Genomic DNA, 23,421 nt, shown 5'->3' on the forward strand with positions numbered 1-23,421 from the left:
TACCTGCCGCCGGACGAAAGCTGAGCACCCGTGCTGACCGTGGACTTCTCCCGCTTCCCGCTCGCCCCGGGCGACCGCGTCCTCGACCTGGGCTGCGGCGCCGGGCGGCACGCCTTCGAGTGCTACCGGCGCGGCGCCCAGGTGGTGGCCCTCGACCAGAACGGCGAGGAAATCCGCGAGGTCGCCAAGTGGTTCGCCGCCATGAAGGAGGCGGGGGAGGCGCCGGAGGGCGCGACCGCCACCGCCATGGAGGGCGACGCGCTCAACCTGCCCTTCCCGGACGCCTCCTTCGACGTCGTGATCATCTCCGAGGTCATGGAGCACATCCCGGACGACAAGGGTGTGCTCGCCGAGATGGTGCGCGTGCTCAAGCCCGGCGGGCGCATCGCCGTTACCGTGCCGCGCTACGGTCCTGAGAAGGTCTGCTGGGCGCTCTCCGACGCGTACCACGAGGTCGAGGGCGGGCACATCCGCATCTACAAGGCCGACGAGCTGCTCGGCAAGATGCGGGAGGCCGGGCTCAAGCCGTACGGGCAGCACCACGCGCACGCCCTGCACTCGCCCTACTGGTGGCTCAAGTGCGCCTTCGGCGTCGACAACGACAAGGCGCTGCCGGTCAAGGCGTACCACAAGCTCCTGGTCTGGGACATCATGAAGAAGCCGCTGCTCACGAAGGTCGCGGAGCAGGCCCTCAACCCGGTCATCGGCAAGAGCTTCGTCGCCTACGCCACCAAGCCGCACCTGCCCGCGAACGCCGCCGCAGCCGGTACGGACACCAAGTGACGAGCCCCGGGTACACCGAACACCTCGTCCTGGACGGCGTCCTGACGGCCCCTCAGGTCGCCGAGACGGTCGCCGGAATACTCGCCGCGCAGCGCGAGGACGGCGCCATACCGTGGTTCCGCGGCCACCACCTCGACCCGTGGGACCACACCGAGGCCGCCATGGCGCTCGACGCGGCGGGCGAGCACGAGGCGGCGGCCCGCGCGTACGCATGGCTGGCCCGCCACCAGAACCCGGACGGCTCCTGGTACGCGGCGTACCACGACGGCGACCCCACGCAGGTCACCGACCGCTCCCGCGAGACCAACTTCTGCGCGTACATCGCGGTCGGCGTCTGGCACCACTACCTCGCCACCGGCGACGACGCCTTTGCCGACCGGATGTGGCCGGCCGTCTACGCGGCGATCGAGTTCGTCCTCGCCCTCCAGCAGCCCGGCGGCGAGATCGGCTGGAAGCGCGAGGAGGACGGGACGGCGGTCAACGACGCACTCCTGACCGGGAGTTCGTCCATCCACCAGGCACTGCGCTGCGCGCTCGCCCTCGCCGAACAGCGCGAAGAGCCCCAGCCCGACTGGGAGTTGGCGCTCGGCGCGCTGCGGCACGCCATCCAGAGCCACCCCGAACGCTTCCTCGACAAGAACCGCTACTCGATGGACTGGTACTACCCGGTCCTCGCCGGAGCCCTCACCGGCCCCGCCGCCAAGGAGCGCATCGAGGCGCAGTGGGACGACTTCGTCGTACCGGGCCTCGGCGTGCGCTGCGTGCTGCCCAACCCGTGGGTGACCGGCGGCGAGAGCTGCGAACTCGCCCTGGCCCTGTGGGCGATGGGGGAGTCGGACCGGGCGCTGGAGATCCTCCAGTCCGTCCAGCACCTGCGCGCCGACGACGGCAGCGGCCTGTACTGGACGGGATACGTCTTCGAGGACAAGGCGGTCTGGCCCCGCGAGCTCACCACGTGGACGGCGGGCTCCCTGCTGCTCGCCGTGGCCGCGCTCGGCGGCGACGAGGCCACCTGCGCGGTCTTCGGCGGCGAACGGCTGCCGCTGGGCCTGGACCCGGACTGCTGCTGAGCCCGTACGGTCCCCGGGTGCGCCTGTACGGTCCCCGGGGGCAGCCCGTACGGCGACCCCCGGGCGGCGCTACGTCAGCGGCTCAGCTGCGGCGTACCGCGCCCGCGATCGCGTGGCCCACGAAGAGGTAGACGACGGCGGGCAGACCGTAGCCCGCCACCACACGCGCCCACTCCTCGTCGAACGTGAACAGGTCGTAGGACCAGCCCGCCAGGAAGTGCGCGGCGTCCTTGATGAAGCCGACCAGCGCGTTCCCCTGGTTGGCGTCCAGTAGGTAGAACAGAATCCACAGGCCCAGGATCAGGGCGGCGATGTCCGCGACGACGGCTATGAGCGTCGCGGCTGGATTTCCGGTGCGCGTGCGTGTCGGCATGCCGAACATGTTGCCTATAAGGAACGTGTCAAACCCGGATGGCCCTGTCCTGGTGGTGGGCGCACGGGGGGCGGGTGACGCTGCGGGGAAGTGCTGTCGTCGTACCAGGCCCCGGGAGGCCCGCCGTGCCCCGTAACGTCCTCACCGCCACTCCTGTCCGCCGTGCGCTCGTCGCGGTGCCGCTGACCTGCGCCCTGGTCATGCCGTTGGCGGCCTGCAACGACAAGGACAACGGCAGTGCGGCGAACGCGACGTCGACCGCCAACGCCACCGCTTCGCCGACCACCGAGTTCGAGAAGCAGAAGCTGTCCAAGACCCGGTTCGTGGCGAACGCGTCGCTGGCCGCCGGGGCCGCGTACCAGTGGATCGTGAAGCCCTTCAAGGCGGGCAAGTTCCAGAGCGGCGCGGACGGACGGAAGTTCGCGCTGGTCAAGGCGGGGCTCGCGGGAGCCTTCACGTACAACAGGCTGAAGGCGGCGGTGAACAACGCGAAGGGCGACCCGCTGCTGTCCAAGGCGGTCGCCCCGCTCTCCGACGGCATCGAGTCCCTCAAGGGCCTCGGCTCCAAGCTGGCGGCGGGCAGCGTCGGGGCGGGCGAGATCGGGCTCTTCGAGAAGGTCATCGGTGGCGTGAAGGACGCGGGCAAGAGCGCGGGCGCGGAGGTCACGGACAAGGTGCCCTCGGCCGGTGAACTGGCCAAGGGCGGCGCCCCGGCGCACCTTCCGGGGCAGCTTCCCGGTCGGCCCGAGGAACTGCCCGCCCGCTAGCCCTCAGCCGTTCAGCTCCGCCAGCACCCTCAGCGTGTGCGGGTCCGGGGACGTGACCAGCAGGTCTGTCACCGGGCCCTTGCGCCACAGCTCCAGGCGCTCCGCGATCCTGGCGCGCGGGCCGATCAGCGAGATCTCGTCGGCGAAGGCGTCCGGGACGGCCAGCACCGCTTCCTCCTTGCGGCCCGCGAGGAAGAGTTCCTGGATGCGGCGGGCCTCCTCCGCGTACCCCATGCGGGCCATCAGGTCGGCGTGGAAGTTCTTCGCGGCGTGGCCCATGCCGCCGATGTAGAAGCCGAGCATCGCCTTCACCGGCAGCAGGCCCTCGGCGACGTCGTCGCAGACGTGGGCGCGGGCCATCGGGGCGACCATGAAGTCCCCGGCCAGGCGCGGCAGTCGGTAGACGTCGGGGCGCATCGGCGACCAGTACAGCGGCAGCCAGCCGTCCGCGATGCGGGTGGTCTGCTCGATGTTCTTGGGGCCCTCCGCGCCGAGCAGGATCGGCAGGTCGGCGCGCAGCGGGTGCACGATCGGCTTCAGCGGCTTGCCGATGCCGGTGGCGTCCGGGCCCCGGTAGGGGTGGGCGTGGAAACGCCCGGCAAGTTCCACCGGGGCCTCGCGGCGCAGCACCTGGCGGACCACGTCGACGTACTCGCGGGTGGCCGTGAGGGGGCTGCGGGGGAAGGGGCGGCCGTACCAGCCCTCCACCACCTGGGGGCCGGAGAGGCCGAGGCCGAGCATCATCCGGCCGCCGGAGAGGTGGTCCAGGGTGAGTGCGTGCATCGCCGTCGCGGTCGGGGTGCGGGCCGCCATCTGCACGATCGCGGTGCCCAGCCGGATGCGGGAGGTGTGCGCCGCGTACCAGGTCAGCGGGGTGAAGGCGTCCGAGCCCCAGGCCTCGGAGGTCCACACCGAGTCGTATCCGAGCCGCTCCGCCTCCTGTACGAGGGCGAGGTGGCCGGGGTCGGGGCCGCGCCCCCAGTAGCCGAGCGCAAGGCCAAGTCGCATGGCGGGACCTCCCGTTGACGTAACTGACACTCAGTCAGATGCGCAGACTCTACGGTCGCGGGGCGGGCCCGGACAAGGCAGTGGCCCCCGCCTCGGTGTCGAGACGGGGGCCACTGAAGGGGGCGCGGGGCGTCAGCCGCGCTGGATGCCCGTGGTGTCCTGGAGCAGGCCGCGACGGCCGTCCTGGGTCTGGGCGACCAGACCGGGACCGCGCTGGTCCACGGCCAAGTACCAGGTGCCGGGCGCCAGTTCCGCGATCGGCGTCGGCGAGCCGTCCTCCGGGTACAGCGGGCGAGCCACCGGAACCGCGAACCAGAACGGCGCGAAGCCCGACGCGTCCGCGGCGGCCGGAGCCTGCCCGCCCTGCGAGGGCTGCGGCTGCGCGGCGGCGGCCTGCGGGTCCTGGGCGCCGGCCGGGTAGCCGTAGCCGCCGGTGGCGGGCTGGCCGCCGTACGACTGCTGCTGACCGCCCGGGTAGCCGTAGCCGGCACCCGGCTGCGCGCCGTACGGCTGGCCCGCGACGGCCGGCTTTGGGGCGTTCATCAGGGGGGCCTTGAGCGCCGGGACCAGCGGGGAGGCGACCGCGCCCGCCGCCAGCACCAGGGCGCCGATCAGGCCGATGATCATGCCCGCACCGCTGCGGCCGCCGTCGACGATCGTCCAGAACGCCGTCCACGCCGCGAAGATCGCCAGCGCGACGCCGAACTGGCCGAGCTCGATCCCGGCGACCTTGCGCTGCCCCGGCAGGCCGCGGGCGACGACGATCAGCGCCGCGGCGATGATGCCCGCGATGTAGATGCTCATCAGCGTGGCGAGCAGTTCCCAGGCGTTGACGCTGACGGACGGCGGGCAGTAGGTGCCGACGCATCGGGTCTCGACGGAGTACTGGTTGAGGAACGAGGCGATGAACAGCACCACCGCTGCTGCGATCACCACCCCATCGCCTCGTGTGAGAGAGCGGATGTTCACTTAAAGTCCTTTGTCAGTCGTCTTCTTCGGGGCTTATCGGGGCGGGGTCTCTCGGTGTGTGCAGCGTGTGTGCGGCCCTGAGCGGCTCGGGGCGGCTCGCAGGCGGTTCCCCATCGTACGGATGAATGTAGCGTCCGGCCGATGGGGTGGTCCCCTTCGTTGCCGGTCGGTAACCTGCACCGGCGCGCTGCGGAGCCCTACCCCCGCAGGAAGGCGCTGATGCCCTCGGCCATGCCCCGGGCGGCCTTCTGCCGCCAGGCGGGATCGGTCATCAGGGCGATGTCCTTGCGGTCGCGCATGTTCCCGCACTCGATGAAGACCTTCGGCACGGTCGACAGGTTGAGCCCGCCGAGGTCCCGGCGGACCACCAACCCGTTCGGTGCGTCAAGGTAGTTGGCGGGTGCGTCGCCGGTCTCCCGGACGAAGTTGCCGACGATGGCCTCGCCGAGCGTGCGCGAGGGGCCGACGATCGCGGAGGTGTCCGCGGCCCCGGATTTCACCCGTGCGGGCAGGATCACATGGAAGCCGCGGTTACCGGACGAGGACCCGTCCGCGTGGATGGACAGCACGGCGTCGGCCTTCGCGGTGTTGCCGATGCGGGCGCGCTCGTCCACGCAGGGACCGTACGGACGGTCGGCGTTCTGGGTGAATTTTACGGTTGCGCCCTGCTTTTCGAGAAGTGTTTTCAGACGGCGCGAAACATCGAGTGTGAATTCCGCCTCGGTGTATCCGGCATTGCTCGCCGTACCCGTGGTGTCGCATTCCTTGCTGTTCGTTCCGATGTTCACCTGGCGATTGATTTCGCGGGTGTGCCGGAAATTCCCGGGGTTGTGTCCGGGGTCGACGACGACGGTACGACCGGCGAGGGGACCGGTGCCGGGTTTGGGGTCGGGGGCGGGCGCGGTGGTCTTCGCCGGGGCCGCGGGGGAGGTGGGGGAGGGCGGCGTGGGGCTGCTCGGCTCCTCCGGGGCCGCCGTGCTCTGGGTGCTCTGGCTCGGCAGGGGAAGCACCTTCGGGGGCGGCTCGTCCCCGGGGCCGCTCATGGCCTGCCAGACGAGCCACCCCGCCAGCGCGGTGGGCACGAGGGCGGCGGCCACGATGAGCGCGGTGCCGCGCCCTCGGCGCGGGGGCTCCCGGTATTCGGGCTCGGGCGGGTCTGCGTGGGGGAACTGACCGTCGTACGACACAGGGCGATGCTATGCGGGAGGCTCAGATCCCCGTGCCGGTACGCCGCAGGACGCGCAGGGAGTCGGTCACCGAGACCTCGGTGAACGCACCGGACGCGAGGGCCCGCTGGTGCACGCGGTACGGGGCCTGGCCGCCGTCGGCCGGGTCCGGGAAGACGTCGTGGATGACGAGCAGCCCCTCAGGCGCGACGTGCGGGGCCCACCCCTCGTAGTCGCCGCCTGCGTGCTCGTCGGTGTGCCCGCCGTCGATGAAGACCAGGGAGAGCGGGGTGCCCCAGAGCCGGGCGGCCCGGGGGGACTTCCCGACGAGCGCGACGACATGCTCCTCCAGCCCCGCCTTGTGGAGGGTGCGGCGGAAGGTGGGCAGCGTGTCCATCACACCCACCTCCGGGTCGACGACCGTCGGGTCGTGGTACTCCCACCCCGGCTGCTGCTCCTCGCTGCCCCGGTGGTGGTCGACGGTGACGGCCGTGACACCGGCCTCGCGGGCGGCGTCGGCGAGGAGGAGGGTCGAGCGCCCGCAGTACGTCCCGACTTCGAGGAGCGGCAGCCTCAGCCGGTGCGCCGCCTCGGCCGCCGCCGCGTACAGGGCGAGCCCTTCCCCGACCGGCATGAACCCCTTGGCCGCCTCGAAGGCGGCGAGGGTGTCGGGCTGGGGGGTGACGGCGACGGTCATGGCTCTCCTGCGGGGCGGGCTGCTGGGTCGGTGGGACTGGGGGTCATGGTGCCGTACGGGCCCGGGCGTGCGGGGAGCGGCCCCTGGGACGGGTCCGGGCTCGGGGTGTACGGCCAGTGCGGGTCCTCCCAGCGGGCGAGGCCGGTGAGCCCCATGAGCCGGACCTGGTGCAGCAACGTGTCCGGTGCGTGGACGCGGCGCAGGCGCGGGGGTGCGCAGCGCAGGAGCCAGCCGGTCAACTCGGCCCGTAGCGCTTCCGCCTCCTCGTCCTCGGCCCAGGTGGGCCAGGGCAGGACGTCGCAGAGGAGGTCGTACGCCCAGTGCTCGACGGCGCGGGCGAGGTGCCGCGCGGAGATGTCGTCGTCGCGGTCCTCCCAGGCCGCGAGCCAGGGGGTGAGGGTGCCGGTGGCCTCGACGCACCCGACCAGGACCGCGTGGGCGGGGGGCCCGTGGGCGGCTTCGGAGTCGGTTTCGGAGTCGGTTTCGGGGGCGGTGAGGGCCTGCTCCCACCAGGCATGCAGGAACTCCCGTATCGCGTCGCGCTGCGCGGCGGGCCACTGCTGCCAGGTGCTGACGGCGAAGCAGCGGCCGACCTCGTCGTACGAGTCGAGGAAGGTCTCGACGGTGCCCTCGGCGAGGGCGCGGCAGAGCTGGGGGAGTATCCGGCGCAGCACGCCGTCGTGGGCGTCGAGCCAGCCCACGGTCTGCCAGGTGCGGCGCAGGAGATCCGGATCGAGTTCGACGTCGGGCACCTTGAGGAGGGCCAGCTCCTCCTCGCTGCCCCAGTGGCAGGTGCACTGGTCGGCGTGGTCCGGGGCGGTCATCCCCCGGAAGACGAGGGCGAGTTGATCGAGGGCGTGGGTGAGGCGGGGTGGTAGGGGGCGGGCGTCCATCGTCGGAACCTCTCCGAGGCCTGGGGCGGGCGTTGCGCCACCGGGAGGCCCTCACGGTAGGAGGGGGTGGGGTGCGTGTGCTCGGGGTTTTCGGGGGCGGGATTCAAGGGGGGAGGCGGGGGCACGGGAAGGGCACGGTGTCCGGGAGGAGGAGCTCATGAGGGTGGGGCTGGGGGTGTTCTTCGCGGTGATGGGGGCGGGGTTCGTGCTGTTCTCGACGCGCATCACGCGAGCGGAAGTCAGGATGGCCCGGAAGTGGCGCAACGAGGAGACGAGCCGCGCCAAACAGCGCTTCTACGTGGCCCTTCTCGTCGGCAGCGGAGCGCTCCTGTGCGCGGGCGGAATCTGGATCGCGCTGATGCCGCCGGGGCGGGGTTGAGGGCGGTGGTCGTGGCGGCCGGTGGGGGCAGTACGGGCAGCGTGGCGTGGGACGTCGTGCTGGGCGTGTTCTTCTTTCTGGCGCTGGGGGCGGTCTGGTGGTTCCAGGCCAGGAAGCGGCGCTGACGGTGTACTGGGGAAGGGGTGACGGTGAGATGCGTGCAACGCCATGGGCGGCTCCCGGAGGCGGACCGGACGGGCCGCCGTGGCTCGGGACGGTCTTCGCGGTGGTGGTGGCCGTCGTGCTCGTGTTCTTCGCGATCAGCTGGCTGCGGGGGCGGGGCAAGTGAGAAGCGGTGGGCCGGTGGACGGGGAACTCGTGGGCCGAGGGGAGGGCAGGGAAGTCGCTCGCCGCGACGCTCTTCTTCGCCGGCGTCATCCTGCTCGGGTGGGCGGCGTGGCGCCGGAGACGGAGTGGGGAGTGAGCCCGGCGACGGCCTGGTGGACGTGCCCGGGCTTCGGCCCCGCTTCGGGCGGCTCTGCGTTCCCCGTACGACAGGGGGCGCGGGGCCTCGCCGCGTCCATGGCCCTCATGCGGCGCGACGCCCGTCCGGTCCGGCTGCCCGGTCGCGTTGGCTGGTGCATCGTGACCGGACGTTGAGCTGCGGGACAAGGAAGAGTCGGTCTGGCGGGCCCGCAACTGTGCAGGTTGACTTTGCATCTTCGGGCCGCAGCCAGGGGCGCCGCAGGTCAGTGAGACGGGTCGATCGCGCGGTCGCGGAGCTCCTGGAAGGCGTGCCATCCCGAGAGTTCCTGTGGAGTGATCAGGTCTCCTGTGGAGCAGTCCAGCACCCTGCATCCGAGGGCGCCTGCGAGGCGGAAGACGGGCGTGAGCACGTCGTCGCCGGAGCCGCGGATGTGGAGCATGATCGAGTCCACGGGGTCCTCCTCGCCGATGTTGAGTTCGATGGACCAGGTGGGGCCGAGGAGTTCGCCCCAGGTGGGGTCCGAGAGGTCGGCTTCGGGGGTGGCCCGCCTCACGGCCGCGAGGACTTCTTGCTGTCGGCCGAGTGGCGGCGGGGCGCAGTCATCGGGTATGTCCTGCACTGAGGCGATGCCGTCGGGCAGGCGGAGGAGAAGAACGTCCCAGCTCATGTGGACCTTCCAGGTGGGGAACGGACAGTTGAACGGCGGCCGCGAGTCAGCTCGGGCGGAGTTGTTCTGCTGGTGGCCGGGGTGAGAGTGTGCCGCGGATCCGGTTGACGGTTGCCTGCCAGGGGCCGCCGCCCGCTTCGGCCCAGAGTTCCAGGAGTTCGGACGGCTCGGTCATCACGCGATCGAGGGCCCGGAGGGCGAGAGCGCGTAGACCGGTGAGGTCGGGGAGGGGCTCGTCCGGTCCGTAGTGGGGGTGGGCGGGCTCGCCGCCAGGGCATTGCGCGGCGACCAGGGCGGCTGCGGCGATGGCTTCGTCGGCGAAGTCCGCGTCGAGGTAGTCGGTGGTGTCGGCTGCTCGGGCGAGTGTGTCTCGAACCAAGCCCTGGCGCGCTTCGGGGGAGGCGTCGTCGAGGTCGCCGCACCAGTCTGCCGCGGTGTCGTTGTCGAAGGGGCCGATGTCCCAGGTGCCCATGTGTCTCTCCTGATCGTGACGAGGTCCGGGCATCGTGACAGGTGCCACTGACATCGGCCGCACTCCGGGCGGATGGTCCTGATGCACGGTCACGCAGTCCGGCGCAACGTCACCAACGGCTTCGGCCGGGAGGGTGCACGGTCTACCCGCACAGGACAACACCGGCGTCCATCCGGCCCCGACTTCATCCGACCCTGACTCTCATCCGACCCCTCGTCTGACCTTCCGTCAGAATGGAACGTGTTCTACTCTGCACCGCCATGGGCATCGGAATCACGCGCGAGCACCGCGAGTTGGCCGAAGCGGTACGCGGCTGGGTCGGACGGGTGGCGTCGCCGCAGGACGTACGGAAGATCCTCGACGGGGAGGGGGGTGGCGGGCGGCCCTCGTACTGGGACGGGGCCGCCGCCATGGGGCTGCTCGACGTGCATCTGCCGGACGGTGGGGGTGGGAGCCTTCTTGATCTCGCCGTCGTGCTGGAGGAGACCGGGCGGGGTGCGCTCCCCGGCCCGTTCCTGTCGAGCGTGCTCGCGGCGGATCTGCTGGTCAGGGGCGGGAGGGCGGAGCTCGCCGCCGGGCATCCCGTGGCCGCCGTCGCGACCGGGCCCGGGAGTCTCACCGCCGTCGCGGTGGAGGGCGGGTTCCTGCTGGACGGGGCCGCGCCGCCCGTCCTCGGGGCCGGGCCGGGAGCGGATCTCGTGCTGCTCGCCGCCGAGGCCGCCCACGGGACCGTGTGGCTGGCCGTCGATGGCGGGGAGCTGGAGATACGCGTCCACGCCTCCGCCGACCCGACCCGCCCCACCGGGGAAGTCCTCGCGCGCAACGCATTCGTGCCGGCAGACCGTCAACTCGGCCTGACCAGCGCCCTGGTGGGCGACCTCGCCGCCGTCCTGTACGCCGCCGACGCCTGCGGCACCGCCGGATGGGCCCTCGACACCGCCACCGCCCACGCCAAGGTGCGCGAGCAGTTCGGGCGGCCCATCGGGCAGTTCCAGGCGGTCAAGCACCTGTGCGCCGACATGCTGGTACGGGTCGAACAGGCGCGGGCACTGGTGTGGGACGCGGCCAATGCCGTGGACGAGACGGCGGACGTGCGGGGGCTCACCGCCGCGCTGGCGGCGGCGACCGCCCTCGACGCCGCCTTCTCCTGCGCCAAGGACTGCATCCAGATCCTCGGCGGCATCGGCTTCACCTGGGAACACGACGCGCACCTCTACCTGCGCCGCGCCCTGGTGGCCCGGCAGTTGCTCGGCGCGGGCGACGGGCACCGGTTGCGGGCGGTGCGCCTGGCCGCCGCCGGGGCCCGCCGCGAGCTGCGCATGGAGCTGCCGGACGAGGCCGAGACGTACAAGGAGCAGGCGAGGGAGGTGATCGCGGGGGCGCGCGGGCTCGATCCGGGTGCGGCCCGCCGGGCGCTGGCGCCGACCGGGTACGCCGCCCCGCACCTCCCCGCACCGTACGGACTCGGCGCGGGGCCGGTCCAACAGCTGGTTGTGCAGCGGGAGTTGCAGGACGCCGGGGTCACCCTCAGTGGGCTCGGGATCTCGACGTGGGTGGTGCCCTCGCTCATCGCGTACGGGACCGACGAGCAGCAGGAGAGGTTCGTGCTGCCCACACTGCGCGGTGAGTTGATGTGGTGTCAGCTCTTCTCCGAGCCCGAGGCCGGGTCCGACCTCGCCTCCCTCCGCACCCGCGCCGAACGCACCGAGGACGGGGCGGGCTGGCGGATCAACGGGCAGAAGGTGTGGACGTCCGCCGCCCAGTGGGCCGACTACGGGATTCTCCTCGCCCGGACCGACCCCGACGCCCCGACCAAGCACCAGGGCCTCGGGTACTTCGTGGTCGACATGAAGAACACCGACGGGATCGACATCCGCCCGCTGAAGGAGATCACCGGGGACTCCCTCTTCAACGAGGTGTACTTCGACGACGTGATCCTCCCCGCGAACGCCCTGGTGGGGGAGGAGACCGGCGGCTGGAAGGTCGCCCGCAACACCCTCGGCAACGAACGCGTCCACATGGCCGACCAGGTCGCCTTTGACACCGGGCTCGAAGCCCTCATCGCCCGCGCCGCCGACCTCGACGGCGCGCTGCGGGCCCGCGTCGGGGCCCTCGCCGCCGAGGCGCACGCCCTCGCCTGCATCGGGCTGCGCACCACCCTCCAGCAGGTCGACGGGCTGGAGGCGGGAGCCGGGGCGAGCGTGCGCAAGCTCGTGCAGACCCCGCACCAGCAGAAGATCGCCGAGCTGGGCCTCGAACTCCTCGGCCCCGGCGGGGCGTTGCGGGAGGGCGCGGGGGAGCGGGCCGTGCACGGATTCCTGATGTCGCGGTGCCTGACCATCGCGGGCGGCACCACCCAGGTCCAGCTCAACGTCGTCGCCGAGCGCATCCTCGGCCTGCCCCGGGACTAGGAACGACGAGGAACGAGACGAGGAAGAGGACAGCCATGAAGGCGTACATCGTCGGTGTCGGAATGACGAAGTTCGAGAAGCCCGAGTCGAAGGACTGGCAGTACTGGGACATGGCCAAGGAGGCGGGCACGGCGGCGCTCGCGGACGCCGGGGTCGGGTACGGGCAGGTGCAGCAGGTCCCCGTCGGGTACTGCTTCCAGGCCTCCACGGCCGGTCAACGGGCGGCGTACGAGCTGGGGTTGACCGGCGTCCCCGTCTACAACGTCAACAACAACTGCGCCACCGGCTCGACCGCCCTGATGATGGCCAGGCAGTTCGTTGAGGGCGGCCTCGCGGACTGCGTGCTCGCACTCGGCTTCGAGAAGATGAAGCGGGGCGCGCTGGGAAGCGAGGGCGGCGGGGACTTCAGCATGTCCCCCGTCGCCCGCCACTACGGCGTCATGGCCGCCCGGCACGGCTTCGAGATGACCCCGCCCACCGCCCAGATCTTCGGCAACGCCGCCCGCGAGCACATGGAGCGGTACGGGACCACGGAGGCGCAGCTCGCGGCGGTCGGGGCGAAGAACCACCGGCACTCGGTGAACAACCCGTACGCCCAGTTCCAGGACCCGTACACCGTCGAGGAGATCCTCGCTGCGAAGACCATCCACCGCCCGCTCACCAAGCTCCAGTGCTCCCCGACGTCGGACGGGGCGGCGGCGGCCGTCGTCGTCTCCGAACGCTTCGTCGTCCAGCACGGGCTGCACGACAAGGCCGTCGAGATCGCCGGGCAGGCCATGACCACCGACACCGAGGAGTCCTTCGCCTCGGGGTCCTGCATCGACGTCGTCGGCAAGCCCATGTCTCGGGCCGCCGCCCAGCAGGCGTACGAGAGCGCAGGGCTCGGCATCGAGGACGTCGACGTGATCGAACTGCACGACTGCTTCTCCGTGAACGAGCTGCTGACCTACGAAGCGCTGGGCATGTGCCCCGACGGAGCCTCCGGCAAGCTCGTCGAGTCCGGCGCGACGACGTACGGGGGGCGCTGGGTGGTGAACCCGTCCGGCGGGCTGATCTCCAAGGGCCACCCGCTCGGCGCGACCGGCCTCGCCCAGGCCGCCGAGCTGACCTGGCAGCTTCGCGGGCAGGCGGGGGCGCGGCAGGTGGAGGGCGCACGGGTGGGGCTCGCCCACAACATCGGGCTCGGCGGGGCGGCCGTGGTCACCCTGCTCCGGAAGTCCTAGGACCTGCGGTCGGCGGGCGTGCTCCGGATCGCGGATGTACGGGGCACGTACTACCTGCGACCATGACAGGCATGGTCCACCGTTCCTCCGGCGCGTCCGCCGACCCCGCAGCTCCCCGAATACCCCAGACCCCGCCGCGCCCCGTCCGCACCTGGGCGGTCGTGCTGGCGGCCTGTGCCGGACAGTTCCTGGTCGTCCTCGACGTGTCCGTCGTGAACGTGGCGCTGCCGTCCATGCGCGCCGACCTCGGCATGACCGCCGGGGGCCTCCAGTGGGTCGTCAACGCGTACTCGATCGCCTTCGCCGGGTTCATGCTGCTGGGCGGGCGGGCCGCCGACATCTTCGGGCGGAAGCTGACCTTCCTCATCGGGCTCGGGGTGTTCACCGCCGCCTCGCTGGCGGGCGGGCTCGCCCAGGAGGGCTGGCAGCTGCTGGCCGCGCGGGCGGTGCAGGGACTGGGGGCCGCGGTGCTGGCCCCGGCCACGCTGACCATCCTGACCTCCGCGGTGCCCGAGGGCGCGGCCCGCACCCGGGCGATCGGCACCTGGTCGGCGGTGGGCGCGGGCGGCGGCGCGGCGGGCGGCTTCGTCGGCGGACTGCTGACGGACTCCCTCTCCTGGCGCTGGGTGCTGCTGATCAACGTGCCGATCGGCGCGCTCGTCCTGGTCGGGGCCTTCTTCTGGCTCACCGAGAGCCACTCGCGAGCCGGCCGCCGCCTCGACCTGCCGGGAGCGGTGCTGGTCACGGCGGGGCTCGCCACCCTCGCGTACGGCATCGTGCAGACGGAGGCCGAGGGCTGGACGGCCGCCGCCACCCTGGTCCCGCTGGCCGGGGGCCTGCTGCTGATCGGGGCGTTCCTGCTGGTGGAGGCGCGGGCGAAGGCCCCGCTGATGCCGCTGAAGCTGTTCCGGGTGCGGTCGGTGTCGGCGGCGAACGCGGCGATGTTCGTCAACGGGTCGGCCATGTTCTGCATGTGGTTCTTCATGACCCTGTACGCCCAGAACGTGCTGGGCTACACCCCGCTCGGGGCCGGTCTCGCCCTGGTCCCCAGCTCCCTGGCCATCGTCACCGGCTCCAAGCTGGCCCCGCGCCTGATGCCGCGCGTCGGGGCGCGGAACCTGGCGGCGCTCGGCACGCTCATCGCCGCCACCGGGTTCGGCTGGCAGTCGACGATGGGCGCGCACGGCTCGTACGCGACGGCCATCCTCGGCCCCGGCATCCTGATGATGCTCGGTGCGGGCCTGGCCTCCACGCCGCTGGCCGCACTGGCCACCTCCGGCGCGGCGCCCGGGGACGCGGGCCTGGTCTCCGGTCTGATCAACACCTCCCGGACCATGGGCGGGGCGCTCGGCCTCGCGGTCCTGTCCACGGTCGCCGCGTCGCGGACCGGGGGCGGCACGAGCCCCGAGGCGCTGACCGCCGGGTACGCGCTGGCGTTCCGGACGGGGACGGGGGTGCTGCTGGTGGGGGTGGTGCTGATGCTGGTGTGGCTGCCGAGGGGGCCGAAGAGGGTGACCGGGGAGCGGGTGGTGTCCTCGGTGGCGGAGGAGGCGGCGAGTACGGCGAAGTCGGGCTGAAGCCTTTGGGGTGAGCGTCTGAGCCTTCGTGCCGAGCGCCTGAGCCTTCGTGCCGAGCACCTCCCCGTGCCCTACAGCCAGCCCTGCTGCCGGGCGGCGCGGACGGCCTCCATGCGGTTGCGGGTGCCGGTCTTGCCGATGGCCGCGGAGAGGTAGTTCCGTACGGTCGACTCCGACAGGTGCACCTTCGCGGCGATGTCGGCGACGGTCGCGCCGTCGACGGCGGCGTTGAGGACGTCGCGCTCACGCGGGGTGAGGGGGCTGGGCCCGGAGCTGAGGGCGGCCGCGGCGAGGGCCGGGTCGATGACCGTCTCACCGGTGAGGATGCGGCGGATCGCCTCCGCCAGCTCCTCCACGGGGCCGTCCTTGACCAGGAACCCGCAGGCCCCCGCCTCCATCGCGCGGCGCAGATAACCGGGCCGCCCGAAGGTGGTCAGGATCAGCACCCGGCAGTCCGGGACCTCCTCGCGCAGGAGGGCGGCGGCGTCGAGACCGCTCATGCCGGGCAGCTCGATGTCGAGGAGGGCGACGTCGGGGCGGGCCTCAAGGGCGGTGCTGACGATGCGGTCGCCGGTGGCCACTTGGGCGACGACCTCCATGTCCTCCTCCAGCCCGAGGAGGAGGGCGAGGGCGCCGCGCATCATGCCCTGGTCTTCGGCGAGGAGGATGCGGATGGATTTTGCGGGGCGGTGGTGGGTGTCGGTCACGGGGACAGGGTAGAGCGACCCCGTCGCGGCCCCGTCGCCCGAGGGGGCCGGGGGACTTGCCGGAACGGCAAGGGGGTTTGCCGGGGGTGGGGCGGCGGGGTGGAATGGGGGGATGGAGCACTCGCCCGTCATCGCCCAGGCGCTTTCCGAGGTCGGCCCCCGGTTGCACCGGCTGCGGACGGCCCGCGGGATGACCCTCGCCGCGCTCTCCGAGGCCACCGGGATCTCGACCAGCACCCTCTCCCGCCTGGAGTCCGGTCAGCGCCGCCCGAGCCTGGAACTGCTGCTGCCCATCTCGCAGGCCCACCAGGTCCCCCTGGACGACCTCGTCGGCGCCCCCGAGGTCGGGGACCCCCGGGTCCGCATCAAGCCGCGCCAGGTGTACGGCTCGACCGTGCTGCCGCTGACCCACGGCACCGGCCCCATCCAGGCGTACAAGATGATCCTGCCGACCACCCGCAGCACCCCGGAGGCCCGCACCCACGAGGGGTACGAGTGGCTGTACGTCCTCTCCGGCCGTCTGCGGCTCGTCCTGGGCGACCGGGACCTGGTGCTGGAGCCCGGCGAGGCGGCCGAGTTCGACACCCGGCTGCCGCACTGGTTCGGCAGTACCGGCAAGGCGTCCGTCGAGGTGCTCAGCCTGTTCGGCCGCCAGGGTGAGCGCATGCACGTACGGGCGAAGCCCCGCGAGAAGGAGACCCGCCAGGACGGGCTCCCCGGTGAGGGCCCGCCAGGACGGGCTCCCCGGTGAGGGCCCGCCAGGACGGGCTCCCCGCTGAGGGCCCGCTAGGACGGGCTCCCCGGCGAGGCGGTCAACTCCCGTGCCTCCACCGGCAGTTCCGCCCGCACCACAAAGCCGCCGCGCGGGCCCGGCCCCGCCGTGAGGCTCCCGCCCGCCGTGGCGAGGCGTTCCGTGAGCCCCTTCAGGCCGTTGCCGCCCGGCGTCACCCCGGCCGCCCCGCGCCCGTCGTCGGAGACCTTCAGCCGGACCCGTTCCGCGGTGCCCTCGACCGCGATCGTGCAGCGGGCCGCGCCCTGGCCGTGCCGTACGACATTGGTGACGGCCTCCCGCACCACCCACCCCAGCAGCGCCTCGGCCTGCGGCTCCAACGGCGGACCCGACTGCCGGACCACCGGTTCGATCCCGGCGGCGGCCAACGCCGAGCGCGCGCCGTCCAGTTCGGTCGTCAGGCTGCCCTCGCGGTAGCCGGTGACGGCCTCGCGGATCTCGGTGAGCGCCTGGCGGCCCACGGACTCGATGTCGGAGACCTGGGCGAGCGCGGCGTCCATGTCGCGGGGGGCGAGCCGCCGGGCCGCCTCGGACTTCACGACGATCACCGACAGAGTGTGCCCGAGCAGGTCGTGCAGGTCGCGGGAGAAGCGCAGCCGCTCCTTCTCGACGGCGGTACGGGCCAACTCCTGCCGGGTGGAGCGGAGTTCCTTGACGGTCTCGGAGAGAGTGAGGATGGCGGAGGTGACGAGACCGGAGATCAGCGTGCCGTACGCGATGTTGACGGCGCTCCAACCGTCCTTCCAGGCGGCGATCGCGCCCGCGCACACGGCCAGCACCAGCAGAACCGGCCCGACCCTCGGACCCCGGAGCACCGCCCCGGTCGCCAGCCCCAGCAGCATCCAGAACAGCAGCCACGGCCCGCCGTACATGACGGACATGAAGCCGGTGATCAAGCCGAGTCCGGCCAGGGCGTACCGGGTGCTGCGCGATTCCCGCGACCGCTTGTCGAAGGCCCGGAACGACACGTAGATGTACAGGGAGTTGAAGGCCAGGAGGGAGGCGCCGCCGATCCAGGGGTTGTCGGTCTTGCCCTGGAAGAGGTGCGAGAACGCGCCCATTCCCATCAGCAGCCAGGGCAGCAGGGCGAATCCGTTGGGCGGCCCCAGCTGCTCCGGCCCGCTCGCCCTCTTCGCGGCCCGCCACTCGGCGCGCCGGGCCGGCCAGTCGGCCTTCCAGCTCTTGTCGATCAGCGGCACGGTCGTACCCTCCTCAAGGACTCTGCGGACTCCCGCTACGCGGTGCGCGCGGCCTTCCGGTACGAGACGACAGCGTACGAGCCGAAGATCGCCAGCCACCCGAGCAGCACCACGACCGCGAGCACACCGGGCGCCTCGCCCCGCCCGAGGGACGTGCCGATCTGGGAGATCGCCCGCGTCGGCGTGTACGTACCGATCCCCTGCAACCACCCCGGGAAGAACTGCATCGGGAACCACAACCCGCCCAGAATCGAGAACCCCAGATTGCACCCCACATTCACCACCCCGGTGCTCTGCGCGGACAGCCGGTACCCGTTCCCGATCCCGAGCAGGGTGAAGGGCAGCGAACCGAACCACAGCAGCAGCACGACCAGCGCCCACTGCCACACGGCCATGCTCACCCCGTTGACCACCGCGCCCACCGCCAGGACCGCGAGGATCGCGGGCAGGACGACGACGGAGGCGGTCAGCGCCCGCCCGAGGACGACCTGCGCCGGGGTCATCGGCGTGATCCGCAGCTGCCGCAGCCAGCCGAGGGCCTTGTCCTCGGCGACGCCCGTACCGGCGGAGAGCGCGGCACCGAGCGCGCCGTACGCCGCCATGCCGATCATGGAGGCGGCCTTCCACCCGCTGTCGGCCTGACCCCCGATGTTGGTGAACAGCAGATACATCAGCACGGGCATCCCGATGCCGAAGATCACGAACCCGGTGTCGCGCAGCGTGCGACGGGTCTCCAGCGCCACATAGTCGAGTACGAGTGCCATCAGACGCTCTCCTTGAATGCAGTACGGGCGGGGCGGGTCTCGGGGTCGGTGAGCCGGAGGAAGGCGTCCTCCAGGGTGGCGGGGGCGACTTCGAGCCCCCGTATCGCGCCGATCTCCGCCAGCGCGACGACGGTGGCGTCCGAGTCGTCGGTACGGAGCCGGGCGCGGTCCCCGCGGATCTCGACCTCGGTGACGCCGGGCAGCACGGACAGCCCCTCGCTCGCCCGGCCCGCCAGGTCGAACGACACCAGATTCCCGCCCGCCGCGCGGCGCAACTGGTCCCCGCTGCCGTCGGCGACGATGCGGCCGCGGTCGATGACGACGATGCGGGAGGCGTTCTCGTCGGCCTCGGTGAGGTAATGGGTCGAGAACAGCACGGTCTTGCCGCGCGCGGCGAACCGCCGCATCGAGTCCCACAGCGCACGCCGGGCCTCGACGTCGAGCGCGGCCGTCGGCTCGTCCAGCACCACCAGGTCCGGGTCGCCGACCAGCGCGATCGCGAACCGCACCCGCTGGATCTGCCCCCCGGACAGCCGGTCGGCGCGACGCGCGCCGAACTCGCGCATTCCGGCGAGGTCGAGGGCCTCGTCGACCCCCATCGACCGGGGATACGTCTTCGCCACGAACCCGACCAACTCCCGCACGGTGACCCGGGGAATGGGCCGCCCGTCCTGCAGCATGGCGCCGACCCGTCCCGCCTGGACGGCCTGCGCCGGGTCCCCGCCGAAGAGCTGGACGACGCCCGCGTCGGGCCGGTCCAGCCCGAGGAGGAGTCCGATGGTGGTGGACTTGCCGGCGCCGTTGCGGCCGAGGAGGGCGGTGGTCTGGCCGGGGGCGAGGTCGAGATCGAGCCCGTCGACGGCCCGGACGGCGCCGAAGGCTTTGGTGACGGAGCCGAAGTGGACGGCGGGCGGGCCTGGTTCGGCGGGGCTGCTCAGGGTGGTTGTCCTCATGCCGATGACGCTACGGGGGTGGGGGATTGGGCTGTAGCGCCGGTTGTACGGACTTGGGCGGGACAAATGTCACGGGGGGCGGTGGGGGGTGGGCCGGGGGTTCTGCGGACGGGCGTCCGGCGAGTGGCTTGGCCGGGGGCGGTGTCGGGGCGGCCCGGCGGCGAGAGGGCCGGAACGGGGGTGGGCCGGTGTCGGGCGGGCCGCCCCCTTGCCCGCCCGTCCCGCCCCCGGGGGGCGGCCCCGCCGCCCAAGGGGGCGGGGGAAGGGAGGGGGATGGTGCCCGGAGGGCATCCATCCAGGGGCGCGGGGAACTGCGCGACCAGCCACGACGCACCCGCACGGAACCGAGACCACCCCCACCCCCGCACGGCCACCACTCAGCCCCGCGGGTTTAGGTGAAGGGGCGGGGCTGGGGCAAGCGCCGCAGGCAAGGGGGGTGCCGGGTGCGGCACAAACAGGCCCCCACCGCAGCAGCCCAAGCCACCGTGCACGGACAGGCCCCCACCGCAGCAGCCCAAGCCACCCGGCACGCACAACCCCCAATCTGACGGAACGTCACTTCATGGGTTCACAAGTGCCGCCCCCTGCGTTATACATGGGGCCATCGGCCTAGAACGCGTTCTAGAAGTGGAGCGCACCCACCCGGCCGACCCCGCACGGCCCCGGCGTGTCCGACGGTGCGGACGGCCACGTCGGGGCCTCCCGGAACCCACCCCGAGCCCCAAGCCCCGAGCCCCCGAGCCCCAAGCCCCAAGCCCCGCAAAGGAGCCCCGCCTCCCATGCCGATCGACGCAGCGAAGGCCCTCGCCGCCGACCCCCGGACCGGAAAGGCCCTCTGGGGCCACAAGGACGTCCAGCTCTACCACCTGGGCCTCGGCGCAGGCGTCCCCGCCACCGACCCCGCCGAACTCCGCTACACCCTGGAGAGCAAGCTCCACGTCCTCCCCAGCTTCGCCACCGTCGCGGGCGCGGGCATGGCGATGATGGGCGGTCTCGCCGCCCCGGGCATCGAGGTCGACCTCGCCTCCGTCCTGCACGGCGGTCAGACCGTCACCCTCCACCGCCCGATCCCCACCGAGGGCGACGCCACGCTCACCTCCACCGTCGAGGCGGTGTACGACAAGGGCAAGGCGGCGGTCATCGTCCTGCGCTCCGAGGCCTCCGACGCCGACGGCCCCCTGTGGACGAACGACTCCTCCATCTTCGTCCGCGGCGAGGGCGGCTTCGGCGGCGACCGGGGCCCCTCCGCCCGCCTCGAAGTCCCCTACCGCGAACCCGAGTTCACCGTCACCCGCCCCATCCGCGAGGACCAGGCCCTCCTCTACCGCCTGTCCGGCGACTGGAACCCCCTCCACGCCGACCCCGACTTCGCGAAGCTGGCGGGCTTCGACCGGCCGATCCTGCACGGCCTGTGCACGTACGGCATGACCCTGAAGGCCGTCGTGGACACGGTCCTCGGCGGTGACGTGACCCGGGTGGCCTCGTACGCCACCCGCTTCGCCGGGGTGGTCTTCCCCGGCGAGACCCTGCGCATCCGGATGTGGACCGGCGACGGCCGCACCCAGGTGACGGTGACGGCGGCGGACCGCGACGACGCACCCGTCCTGGCCGACACCCTCGTCGAACACTCCTGAACGGACCACCGCAACGGACCACCCGAACGGATCGAACTGACCACCCACCCACGGGAGTCGCACCATGCGCGCAGCCGTACTGCACGAGACAGGCCAGGACAAGCTCGACGTCCTCGACGACGTCGAAGCGGTGGGCTTCGGCCCCGGCAAGGTCAGGATCCGGGTCCGGGCCACCGGGCTGTGCCACTCCGACGTGTCCGCGATGAACGGCGTGCTGCCGCAGCCCGCCCCGTTCATCCCCGGCCACGAGGGCGCGGGCGAGATCGTGGCCGTCGGCGACGGCGTCGAGGGCCTGACCGCGGGCGACCGGGTCCTGGTCTGCTGGCTCCCCGCCTGCGGCACCTGTCCCTCCTGCAAACGCGGCCAGACCCACCTCTGCCTCGCCGGTTTCATGAACGCGGGCACCCCCAACTTCAAGCGCCCCGGCGGCGACGTCTTCGGCTTCGCCGGAACCGGCACCTTCACGGAGGAGGTCGTGGTCGACGCCCGCTGCGCGGTCCCGATCCCGGACGACGTCCCCTTCGAGATCGCCGCCCTGATCGGCTGCGGCGTCACGACCGGCCTCGGTGCGGCCATCAACACGGCGCAGGTGCAGGCGGGTTCGTCCGTCGCCGTGATCGGCTGCGGAGGCGTGGGGATCTCCGCGATCCAGGGCGCCCGGGTGCAGGGCGCGGCGCAGATCGTCGCCGTCGACCCGGTCGCATCGCGTCGCGAGGCCGCGCTGCGGTTCGGGGCGACGGAGGCGGTGTCCCCGGACGCGTTCGCCGACGCGAAACAGCGCATCACCTCCGGCGAGGGCTTCGACTACGTCTTCGAGGTCGTCGGCAAGTCCGCCACCACCCGCACCGCGTACGAGACGACCCGGCGCGGCGGCACCCTCTGCATCGTGGGCGCGGGCGCGATGGACGACTTCTTCCAGGTCAACATGTTCGAGCTGTTCTTCGACGAGAAGCGCATCCTGCCGTCGATGTACGGAGGCGGGGACGTCCTGCGTTCGTACGAGCGGGCCATCGCGCTGTGGCGGGCGGGCCGCATCGACCTGGAGAGCATGATCACGCACCGGGTGCAGCTGGCCGAGATCAACGAGGCGCTGGACCAGATGCGGACGGGAACGGCCCTGCGCACCTCCATCACCCTCTGAACCACCTTTCCAAGCAAGGGAGTTGTGGCATGCCTGCTCTGCCCCTCGAAGGGCTGTCCGCGATCGTCACCGGCGCGGGCCGGGGCCTCGGCCGCGCCGAGGCCCTCGAACTCGCCCGCCTCGGCGCGAGCGTCGTCGTCAACGACTTCGGCCAGCCGGGCAGGGACGGCTCGGGCGCCGCGTCCGCGGGTCCTGCGGAGGAGGTCGTGGCGGAGATCCGGGCGGCGGGCGGCACGGCCGTCGCCCACCTCGGCGACGTCGCCGACTTCGAACAGGCCCGAGGGCTGGTGGAGTTGGCGGTGCGCGAGTTCGGGAAGCTGGACGTCCTGGTCAACAACGCGGGCATCCTCCGCGACCGGATGATCTTCTCGATGAGCGAGGAGGAGTGGGACTCGGTGATCCGGGTCCACCTCAAGGGCCACTTCAACACCACCCACTTCGCGTCCGTCCACTGGCGCGAGAGGTCGAAGGCGGCGGGCGGACCGGTGTACGGGCGGATCGTCAACACCTCGTCGGAGGCCTTCCTCGCCGGGTCGGCGGGCCAGCCGAACTACGCGGCGGCGAAGGGCGGCGTGGTCGGGCTGACGACGTCGACGGCGCTGGCGCTGCGGAAGTACGGGGTGACGGCGAACGCGATCTGCCCGCGGGCCCGGACGCGGATGACGGAGGACGTGTTCGCGGGCTTCGGCGAGGCGGCGACCGAGGGCGGGCTGGACTCCCTCGCCCCTGAGCACGTGGCCCCCCTGGTCGGCTATCTGGCGTCGCCTGCCGCGGGGCGGGTGAACGGGCAGGTGCTCGTGGTGCACGGGGGGATGGTGGCGGTGGTGGAGCGGCCGAAGGTGGCGGCGAAGTTCGACACGGCGAAGGGGGTGTTCTCGTACGAGGAACTGGACGAGGCGCTGTCGGGGTACTTCGCGGAGAGGCCGGAGGGGGAGACGTTCGGGGCGGGGGAGGTCTTGGGCCTGAAGCGGGGGTGAGGGCGGGGTCGCTGCGCGGGGCCGGTGGGGTGTCGGCGCCCGGTGCGGGGTGGGGTTGCTGCGCGGGGCCGGTGGGGTGTCGGCGCCCGGTGCGCGGTGGGTCGCTGCGGGGGCCGGGGTCGGGTCGGCGCCCGGTGCCGGGGTGGATTACTCCCCTCCCCGCCCCTTCCCGTAACCCTGCGGGGCTGTGAACGGTTCCGTGCGGGTGCGTCGTGGTTGCTCGCGCCCACGCGGCGGAGCCGCACATCGACGCAGCCCCGCGCCCCTTTAAGGGGCGCGGGGAACTGCGCGAAACGCCAGCCACCCGCAAGCCGCGCGGCGAGCGCTTTAGGTGAAGGGGTGGGGCTGGGGCGAAAACAGCCCCGGTGCCGGGC

The 23,421-nt window shown here is 72.4% G+C and carries 24 protein-coding genes; 12 read left to right on the plus strand and 12 right to left on the minus strand.

Translation table 11 applies throughout. The annotated features are described in order from the left end of the window. Positions 1–30 precede the first annotated feature (30 nt). Positions 31–783 carry a class I SAM-dependent methyltransferase gene (locus ACIO3O_RS41075; protein ID WP_401755583.1) on the plus strand — a complete coding sequence of 251 codons (753 nt, stop codon included), beginning with the start codon at positions 31–33 and terminating at the stop codon, positions 781–783. After that, positions 780–1,853: a prenyltransferase gene (locus ACIO3O_RS41080; protein WP_401755586.1), complete on the plus strand. Its 1,074-nt coding sequence runs from the start codon at positions 780–782 to the stop codon at positions 1,851–1,853. The genes ACIO3O_RS41075 and ACIO3O_RS41080 overlap by 4 nt, the downstream gene beginning before the upstream one ends. Positions 1,854–1,935: 82 nt before the next feature. Here the strand turns inward: ACIO3O_RS41080 and ACIO3O_RS41085 are convergent, their stop codons facing one another. Further along, positions 1,936–2,226 carry a hypothetical protein gene (locus ACIO3O_RS41085; RefSeq protein ID WP_189821918.1) on the minus strand — a complete coding sequence of 97 codons (291 nt, stop codon included), beginning with the start codon at positions 2,224–2,226 and terminating at the stop codon, positions 1,936–1,938. A gap of 125 nt (positions 2,227–2,351) precedes the next feature. Here ACIO3O_RS41085 and ACIO3O_RS41090 point away from each other — a divergent pair, with 125 nt between their 5' ends. Next, on the plus strand, positions 2,352–2,993 hold the full coding sequence (locus ACIO3O_RS41090; protein WP_401755589.1) for a hypothetical protein: 642 nt from the start codon (positions 2,352–2,354) through the stop codon (positions 2,991–2,993). 3 nt (positions 2,994–2,996) lie between these two features. Here the strand turns inward: ACIO3O_RS41090 and ACIO3O_RS41095 are convergent, their stop codons facing one another. The 5 genes from ACIO3O_RS41095 to ACIO3O_RS41115 form a co-directional block, all read right to left on the minus strand. Further along, the gene (locus ACIO3O_RS41095) at positions 2,997–4,001 is read right to left on the minus strand and encodes an LLM class F420-dependent oxidoreductase (protein WP_401755591.1); all 1,005 of its coding nucleotides are present in this window, start codon (positions 3,999–4,001) and stop codon (positions 2,997–2,999) included. A 132-nt stretch (positions 4,002–4,133) separates the two neighbouring features. After that, positions 4,134–4,970, minus strand: coding sequence for a hypothetical protein (locus ACIO3O_RS41100; RefSeq protein WP_401755594.1), 837 nt, complete (start codon positions 4,968–4,970; stop codon positions 4,134–4,136). Between the two features lie 197 nt (positions 4,971–5,167). Beyond that, on the minus strand, positions 5,168–6,157 hold the full coding sequence (locus tag ACIO3O_RS41105; RefSeq protein ID WP_401755597.1) for an N-acetylmuramoyl-L-alanine amidase: 990 nt from the start codon (positions 6,155–6,157) through the stop codon (positions 5,168–5,170). 22 nt (positions 6,158–6,179) lie between these two features. Further along, positions 6,180–6,833, minus strand: coding sequence for a class I SAM-dependent methyltransferase (locus ACIO3O_RS41110; protein ID WP_401755600.1), 654 nt, complete (start codon positions 6,831–6,833; stop codon positions 6,180–6,182). Further along, the gene (locus ACIO3O_RS41115) at positions 6,830–7,726 is read right to left on the minus strand and encodes a hypothetical protein (protein WP_401755603.1); all 897 of its coding nucleotides are present in this window, start codon (positions 7,724–7,726) and stop codon (positions 6,830–6,832) included. Before ACIO3O_RS41115 ends, ACIO3O_RS41110 begins: the two co-directional genes overlap by 4 nt. 157 nt (positions 7,727–7,883) lie before the next feature. Here ACIO3O_RS41115 and ACIO3O_RS41120 point away from each other — a divergent pair, with 157 nt between their 5' ends. Further along, the gene (locus tag ACIO3O_RS41120; protein WP_401755606.1) at positions 7,884–8,105 is read left to right on the plus strand and encodes a hypothetical protein; all 222 of its coding nucleotides are present in this window, start codon (positions 7,884–7,886) and stop codon (positions 8,103–8,105) included. Positions 8,106–8,259: 154 nt separating this feature from the next. Then, positions 8,260–8,394 (plus strand): hypothetical protein, encoded by a 135-nt coding sequence (locus ACIO3O_RS41125; RefSeq protein ID WP_401755609.1) that lies wholly within the window; start codon positions 8,260–8,262, stop codon positions 8,392–8,394. 400 nt (positions 8,395–8,794) lie between these two features. Here the strand turns inward: ACIO3O_RS41125 and ACIO3O_RS41130 are convergent, their stop codons facing one another. After that, entirely contained in the window at positions 8,795–9,199 is a 405-nt protein-coding gene (locus tag ACIO3O_RS41130; RefSeq protein ID WP_401755611.1) for a hypothetical protein, read from the minus strand. Between the two features lie 46 nt (positions 9,200–9,245). Further along, positions 9,246–9,671 (minus strand): DUF4259 domain-containing protein, encoded by a 426-nt coding sequence (locus ACIO3O_RS41135; RefSeq protein WP_401755614.1) that lies wholly within the window; start codon positions 9,669–9,671, stop codon positions 9,246–9,248. A gap of 260 nt (positions 9,672–9,931) precedes the next feature. On the opposite strand from ACIO3O_RS41135, the gene ACIO3O_RS41140 reads away from it, so the two are divergent. The 3 genes from ACIO3O_RS41140 (at position 9,932) to ACIO3O_RS41150 (ending at position 14,882) form a co-directional block, all read left to right on the plus strand. Continuing rightward, a complete protein-coding gene (locus tag ACIO3O_RS41140) occupies positions 9,932–12,082 on the plus strand; it encodes an acyl-CoA dehydrogenase (protein WP_401755617.1) in 2,151 nt (716 codons plus the stop codon). Between the two features lie 35 nt (positions 12,083–12,117). Beyond that, positions 12,118–13,305: a lipid-transfer protein gene (locus ACIO3O_RS41145; protein WP_401755619.1), complete on the plus strand. Its 1,188-nt coding sequence runs from the start codon at positions 12,118–12,120 to the stop codon at positions 13,303–13,305. Positions 13,306–13,367: 62 nt separating this feature from the next. Further along, entirely contained in the window at positions 13,368–14,882 is a 1,515-nt protein-coding gene (locus tag ACIO3O_RS41150) for an MFS transporter (protein ID WP_401755622.1), read from the plus strand. A gap of 71 nt (positions 14,883–14,953) precedes the next feature. Here the strand turns inward: ACIO3O_RS41150 and ACIO3O_RS41155 are convergent, their stop codons facing one another. Next, positions 14,954–15,589, minus strand: coding sequence for a response regulator (locus tag ACIO3O_RS41155; protein WP_401755625.1), 636 nt, complete (start codon positions 15,587–15,589; stop codon positions 14,954–14,956). Positions 15,590–15,701: 112 nt separating this feature from the next. Between ACIO3O_RS41155 and ACIO3O_RS41160 the strand changes: the two genes are divergently transcribed. Then, complete coding sequence (locus tag ACIO3O_RS41160) at positions 15,702–16,340, plus strand: helix-turn-helix domain-containing protein (protein ID WP_401755628.1); 639 nt, start codon at positions 15,702–15,704, stop codon at positions 16,338–16,340. Between the two features lie 35 nt (positions 16,341–16,375). On the opposite strand, the gene ACIO3O_RS41165 is transcribed toward ACIO3O_RS41160, so the two are convergent. From ACIO3O_RS41165 to ACIO3O_RS41175, 3 genes are read right to left on the minus strand one after another with little or no spacing between them, the layout of a single operon-like run. Continuing rightward, positions 16,376–17,578 (minus strand): sensor histidine kinase, encoded by a 1,203-nt coding sequence (locus tag ACIO3O_RS41165; RefSeq protein ID WP_401755631.1) that lies wholly within the window; start codon positions 17,576–17,578, stop codon positions 16,376–16,378. Between the two features lie 35 nt (positions 17,579–17,613). Then, the gene (locus ACIO3O_RS41170; RefSeq protein ID WP_401755634.1) at positions 17,614–18,342 is read right to left on the minus strand and encodes an ABC transporter permease; all 729 of its coding nucleotides are present in this window, start codon (positions 18,340–18,342) and stop codon (positions 17,614–17,616) included. Next, complete coding sequence (locus tag ACIO3O_RS41175; protein ID WP_401755636.1) at positions 18,342–19,295, minus strand: ATP-binding cassette domain-containing protein; 954 nt, start codon at positions 19,293–19,295, stop codon at positions 18,342–18,344. Before ACIO3O_RS41175 ends, ACIO3O_RS41170 begins: the two co-directional genes overlap by 1 nt. Before the next feature lie 779 nt (positions 19,296–20,074). On the opposite strand from ACIO3O_RS41175, the gene ACIO3O_RS41180 reads away from it, so the two are divergent. From ACIO3O_RS41180 to ACIO3O_RS41190, 3 genes are all read left to right on the plus strand, one after another. After that, on the plus strand, positions 20,075–20,929 hold the full coding sequence (locus tag ACIO3O_RS41180; RefSeq protein ID WP_401755639.1) for a MaoC/PaaZ C-terminal domain-containing protein: 855 nt from the start codon (positions 20,075–20,077) through the stop codon (positions 20,927–20,929). A gap of 64 nt (positions 20,930–20,993) precedes the next feature. Continuing rightward, positions 20,994–22,070 carry a Zn-dependent alcohol dehydrogenase gene (locus tag ACIO3O_RS41185; RefSeq protein WP_401755642.1) on the plus strand — a complete coding sequence of 359 codons (1,077 nt, stop codon included), beginning with the start codon at positions 20,994–20,996 and terminating at the stop codon, positions 22,068–22,070. 29 nt (positions 22,071–22,099) lie between these two features. Then, entirely contained in the window at positions 22,100–23,047 is a 948-nt protein-coding gene (locus tag ACIO3O_RS41190; RefSeq protein WP_401755645.1) for a 3-oxoacyl-ACP reductase, read from the plus strand. Positions 23,048–23,421: the final 374 nt, after the last annotated feature.

The organism is Streptomyces sp. NPDC087440 (assembly GCF_044744005.1).
GTDB lineage: Bacteria > Actinomycetota > Actinomycetes > Streptomycetales > Streptomycetaceae > Streptomyces.

Bases quoted from the DNA above. Each gene is read 5' to 3' on its own strand.
- ACIO3O_RS41085 (WP_189821918.1), bottom strand. From the start codon at position 2,226: ATGCCGACACGCACGCGCACCGGAAATCCAGCCGCGACGCTCATAGCC.
- ACIO3O_RS41095 (WP_401755591.1), bottom strand. From the start codon at position 4,001: ATGCGACTTGGCCTTGCGCTCGGCTACTGGGGGCGCGGCCCCGACCCC.
- ACIO3O_RS41110 (WP_401755600.1), bottom strand. From the start codon at position 6,833: ATGACCGTCGCCGTCACCCCCCAGCCCGACACCCTCGCCGCCTTCGAG.
- ACIO3O_RS41115 (WP_401755603.1), bottom strand. From the start codon at position 7,726: ATGGACGCCCGCCCCCTACCACCCCGCCTCACCCACGCCCTCGATCAA.
- ACIO3O_RS41120 (WP_401755606.1), top strand. From the start codon at position 7,884: ATGAGGGTGGGGCTGGGGGTGTTCTTCGCGGTGATGGGGGCGGGGTTC.
- ACIO3O_RS41125 (WP_401755609.1), top strand. From the start codon at position 8,260: ATGCGTGCAACGCCATGGGCGGCTCCCGGAGGCGGACCGGACGGGCCG.
- ACIO3O_RS41130 (WP_401755611.1), bottom strand. From the start codon at position 9,199: ATGAGCTGGGACGTTCTTCTCCTCCGCCTGCCCGACGGCATCGCCTCA.
- ACIO3O_RS41135 (WP_401755614.1), bottom strand. From the start codon at position 9,671: ATGGGCACCTGGGACATCGGCCCCTTCGACAACGACACCGCGGCAGAC.
- ACIO3O_RS41140 (WP_401755617.1), top strand. From the start codon at position 9,932: ATGGGCATCGGAATCACGCGCGAGCACCGCGAGTTGGCCGAAGCGGTA.
- ACIO3O_RS41145 (WP_401755619.1), top strand. From the start codon at position 12,118: ATGAAGGCGTACATCGTCGGTGTCGGAATGACGAAGTTCGAGAAGCCC.
- ACIO3O_RS41150 (WP_401755622.1), top strand. From the start codon at position 13,368: ATGACAGGCATGGTCCACCGTTCCTCCGGCGCGTCCGCCGACCCCGCA.
- ACIO3O_RS41160 (WP_401755628.1), top strand. From the start codon at position 15,702: ATGGAGCACTCGCCCGTCATCGCCCAGGCGCTTTCCGAGGTCGGCCCC.
- ACIO3O_RS41170 (WP_401755634.1), bottom strand. From the start codon at position 18,342: ATGGCACTCGTACTCGACTATGTGGCGCTGGAGACCCGTCGCACGCTG.
- ACIO3O_RS41175 (WP_401755636.1), bottom strand. From the start codon at position 19,295: ATGAGGACAACCACCCTGAGCAGCCCCGCCGAACCAGGCCCGCCCGCC.
- ACIO3O_RS41180 (WP_401755639.1), top strand. From the start codon at position 20,075: ATGCCGATCGACGCAGCGAAGGCCCTCGCCGCCGACCCCCGGACCGGA.
- ACIO3O_RS41185 (WP_401755642.1), top strand. From the start codon at position 20,994: ATGCGCGCAGCCGTACTGCACGAGACAGGCCAGGACAAGCTCGACGTC.
- ACIO3O_RS41190 (WP_401755645.1), top strand. From the start codon at position 22,100: ATGCCTGCTCTGCCCCTCGAAGGGCTGTCCGCGATCGTCACCGGCGCG.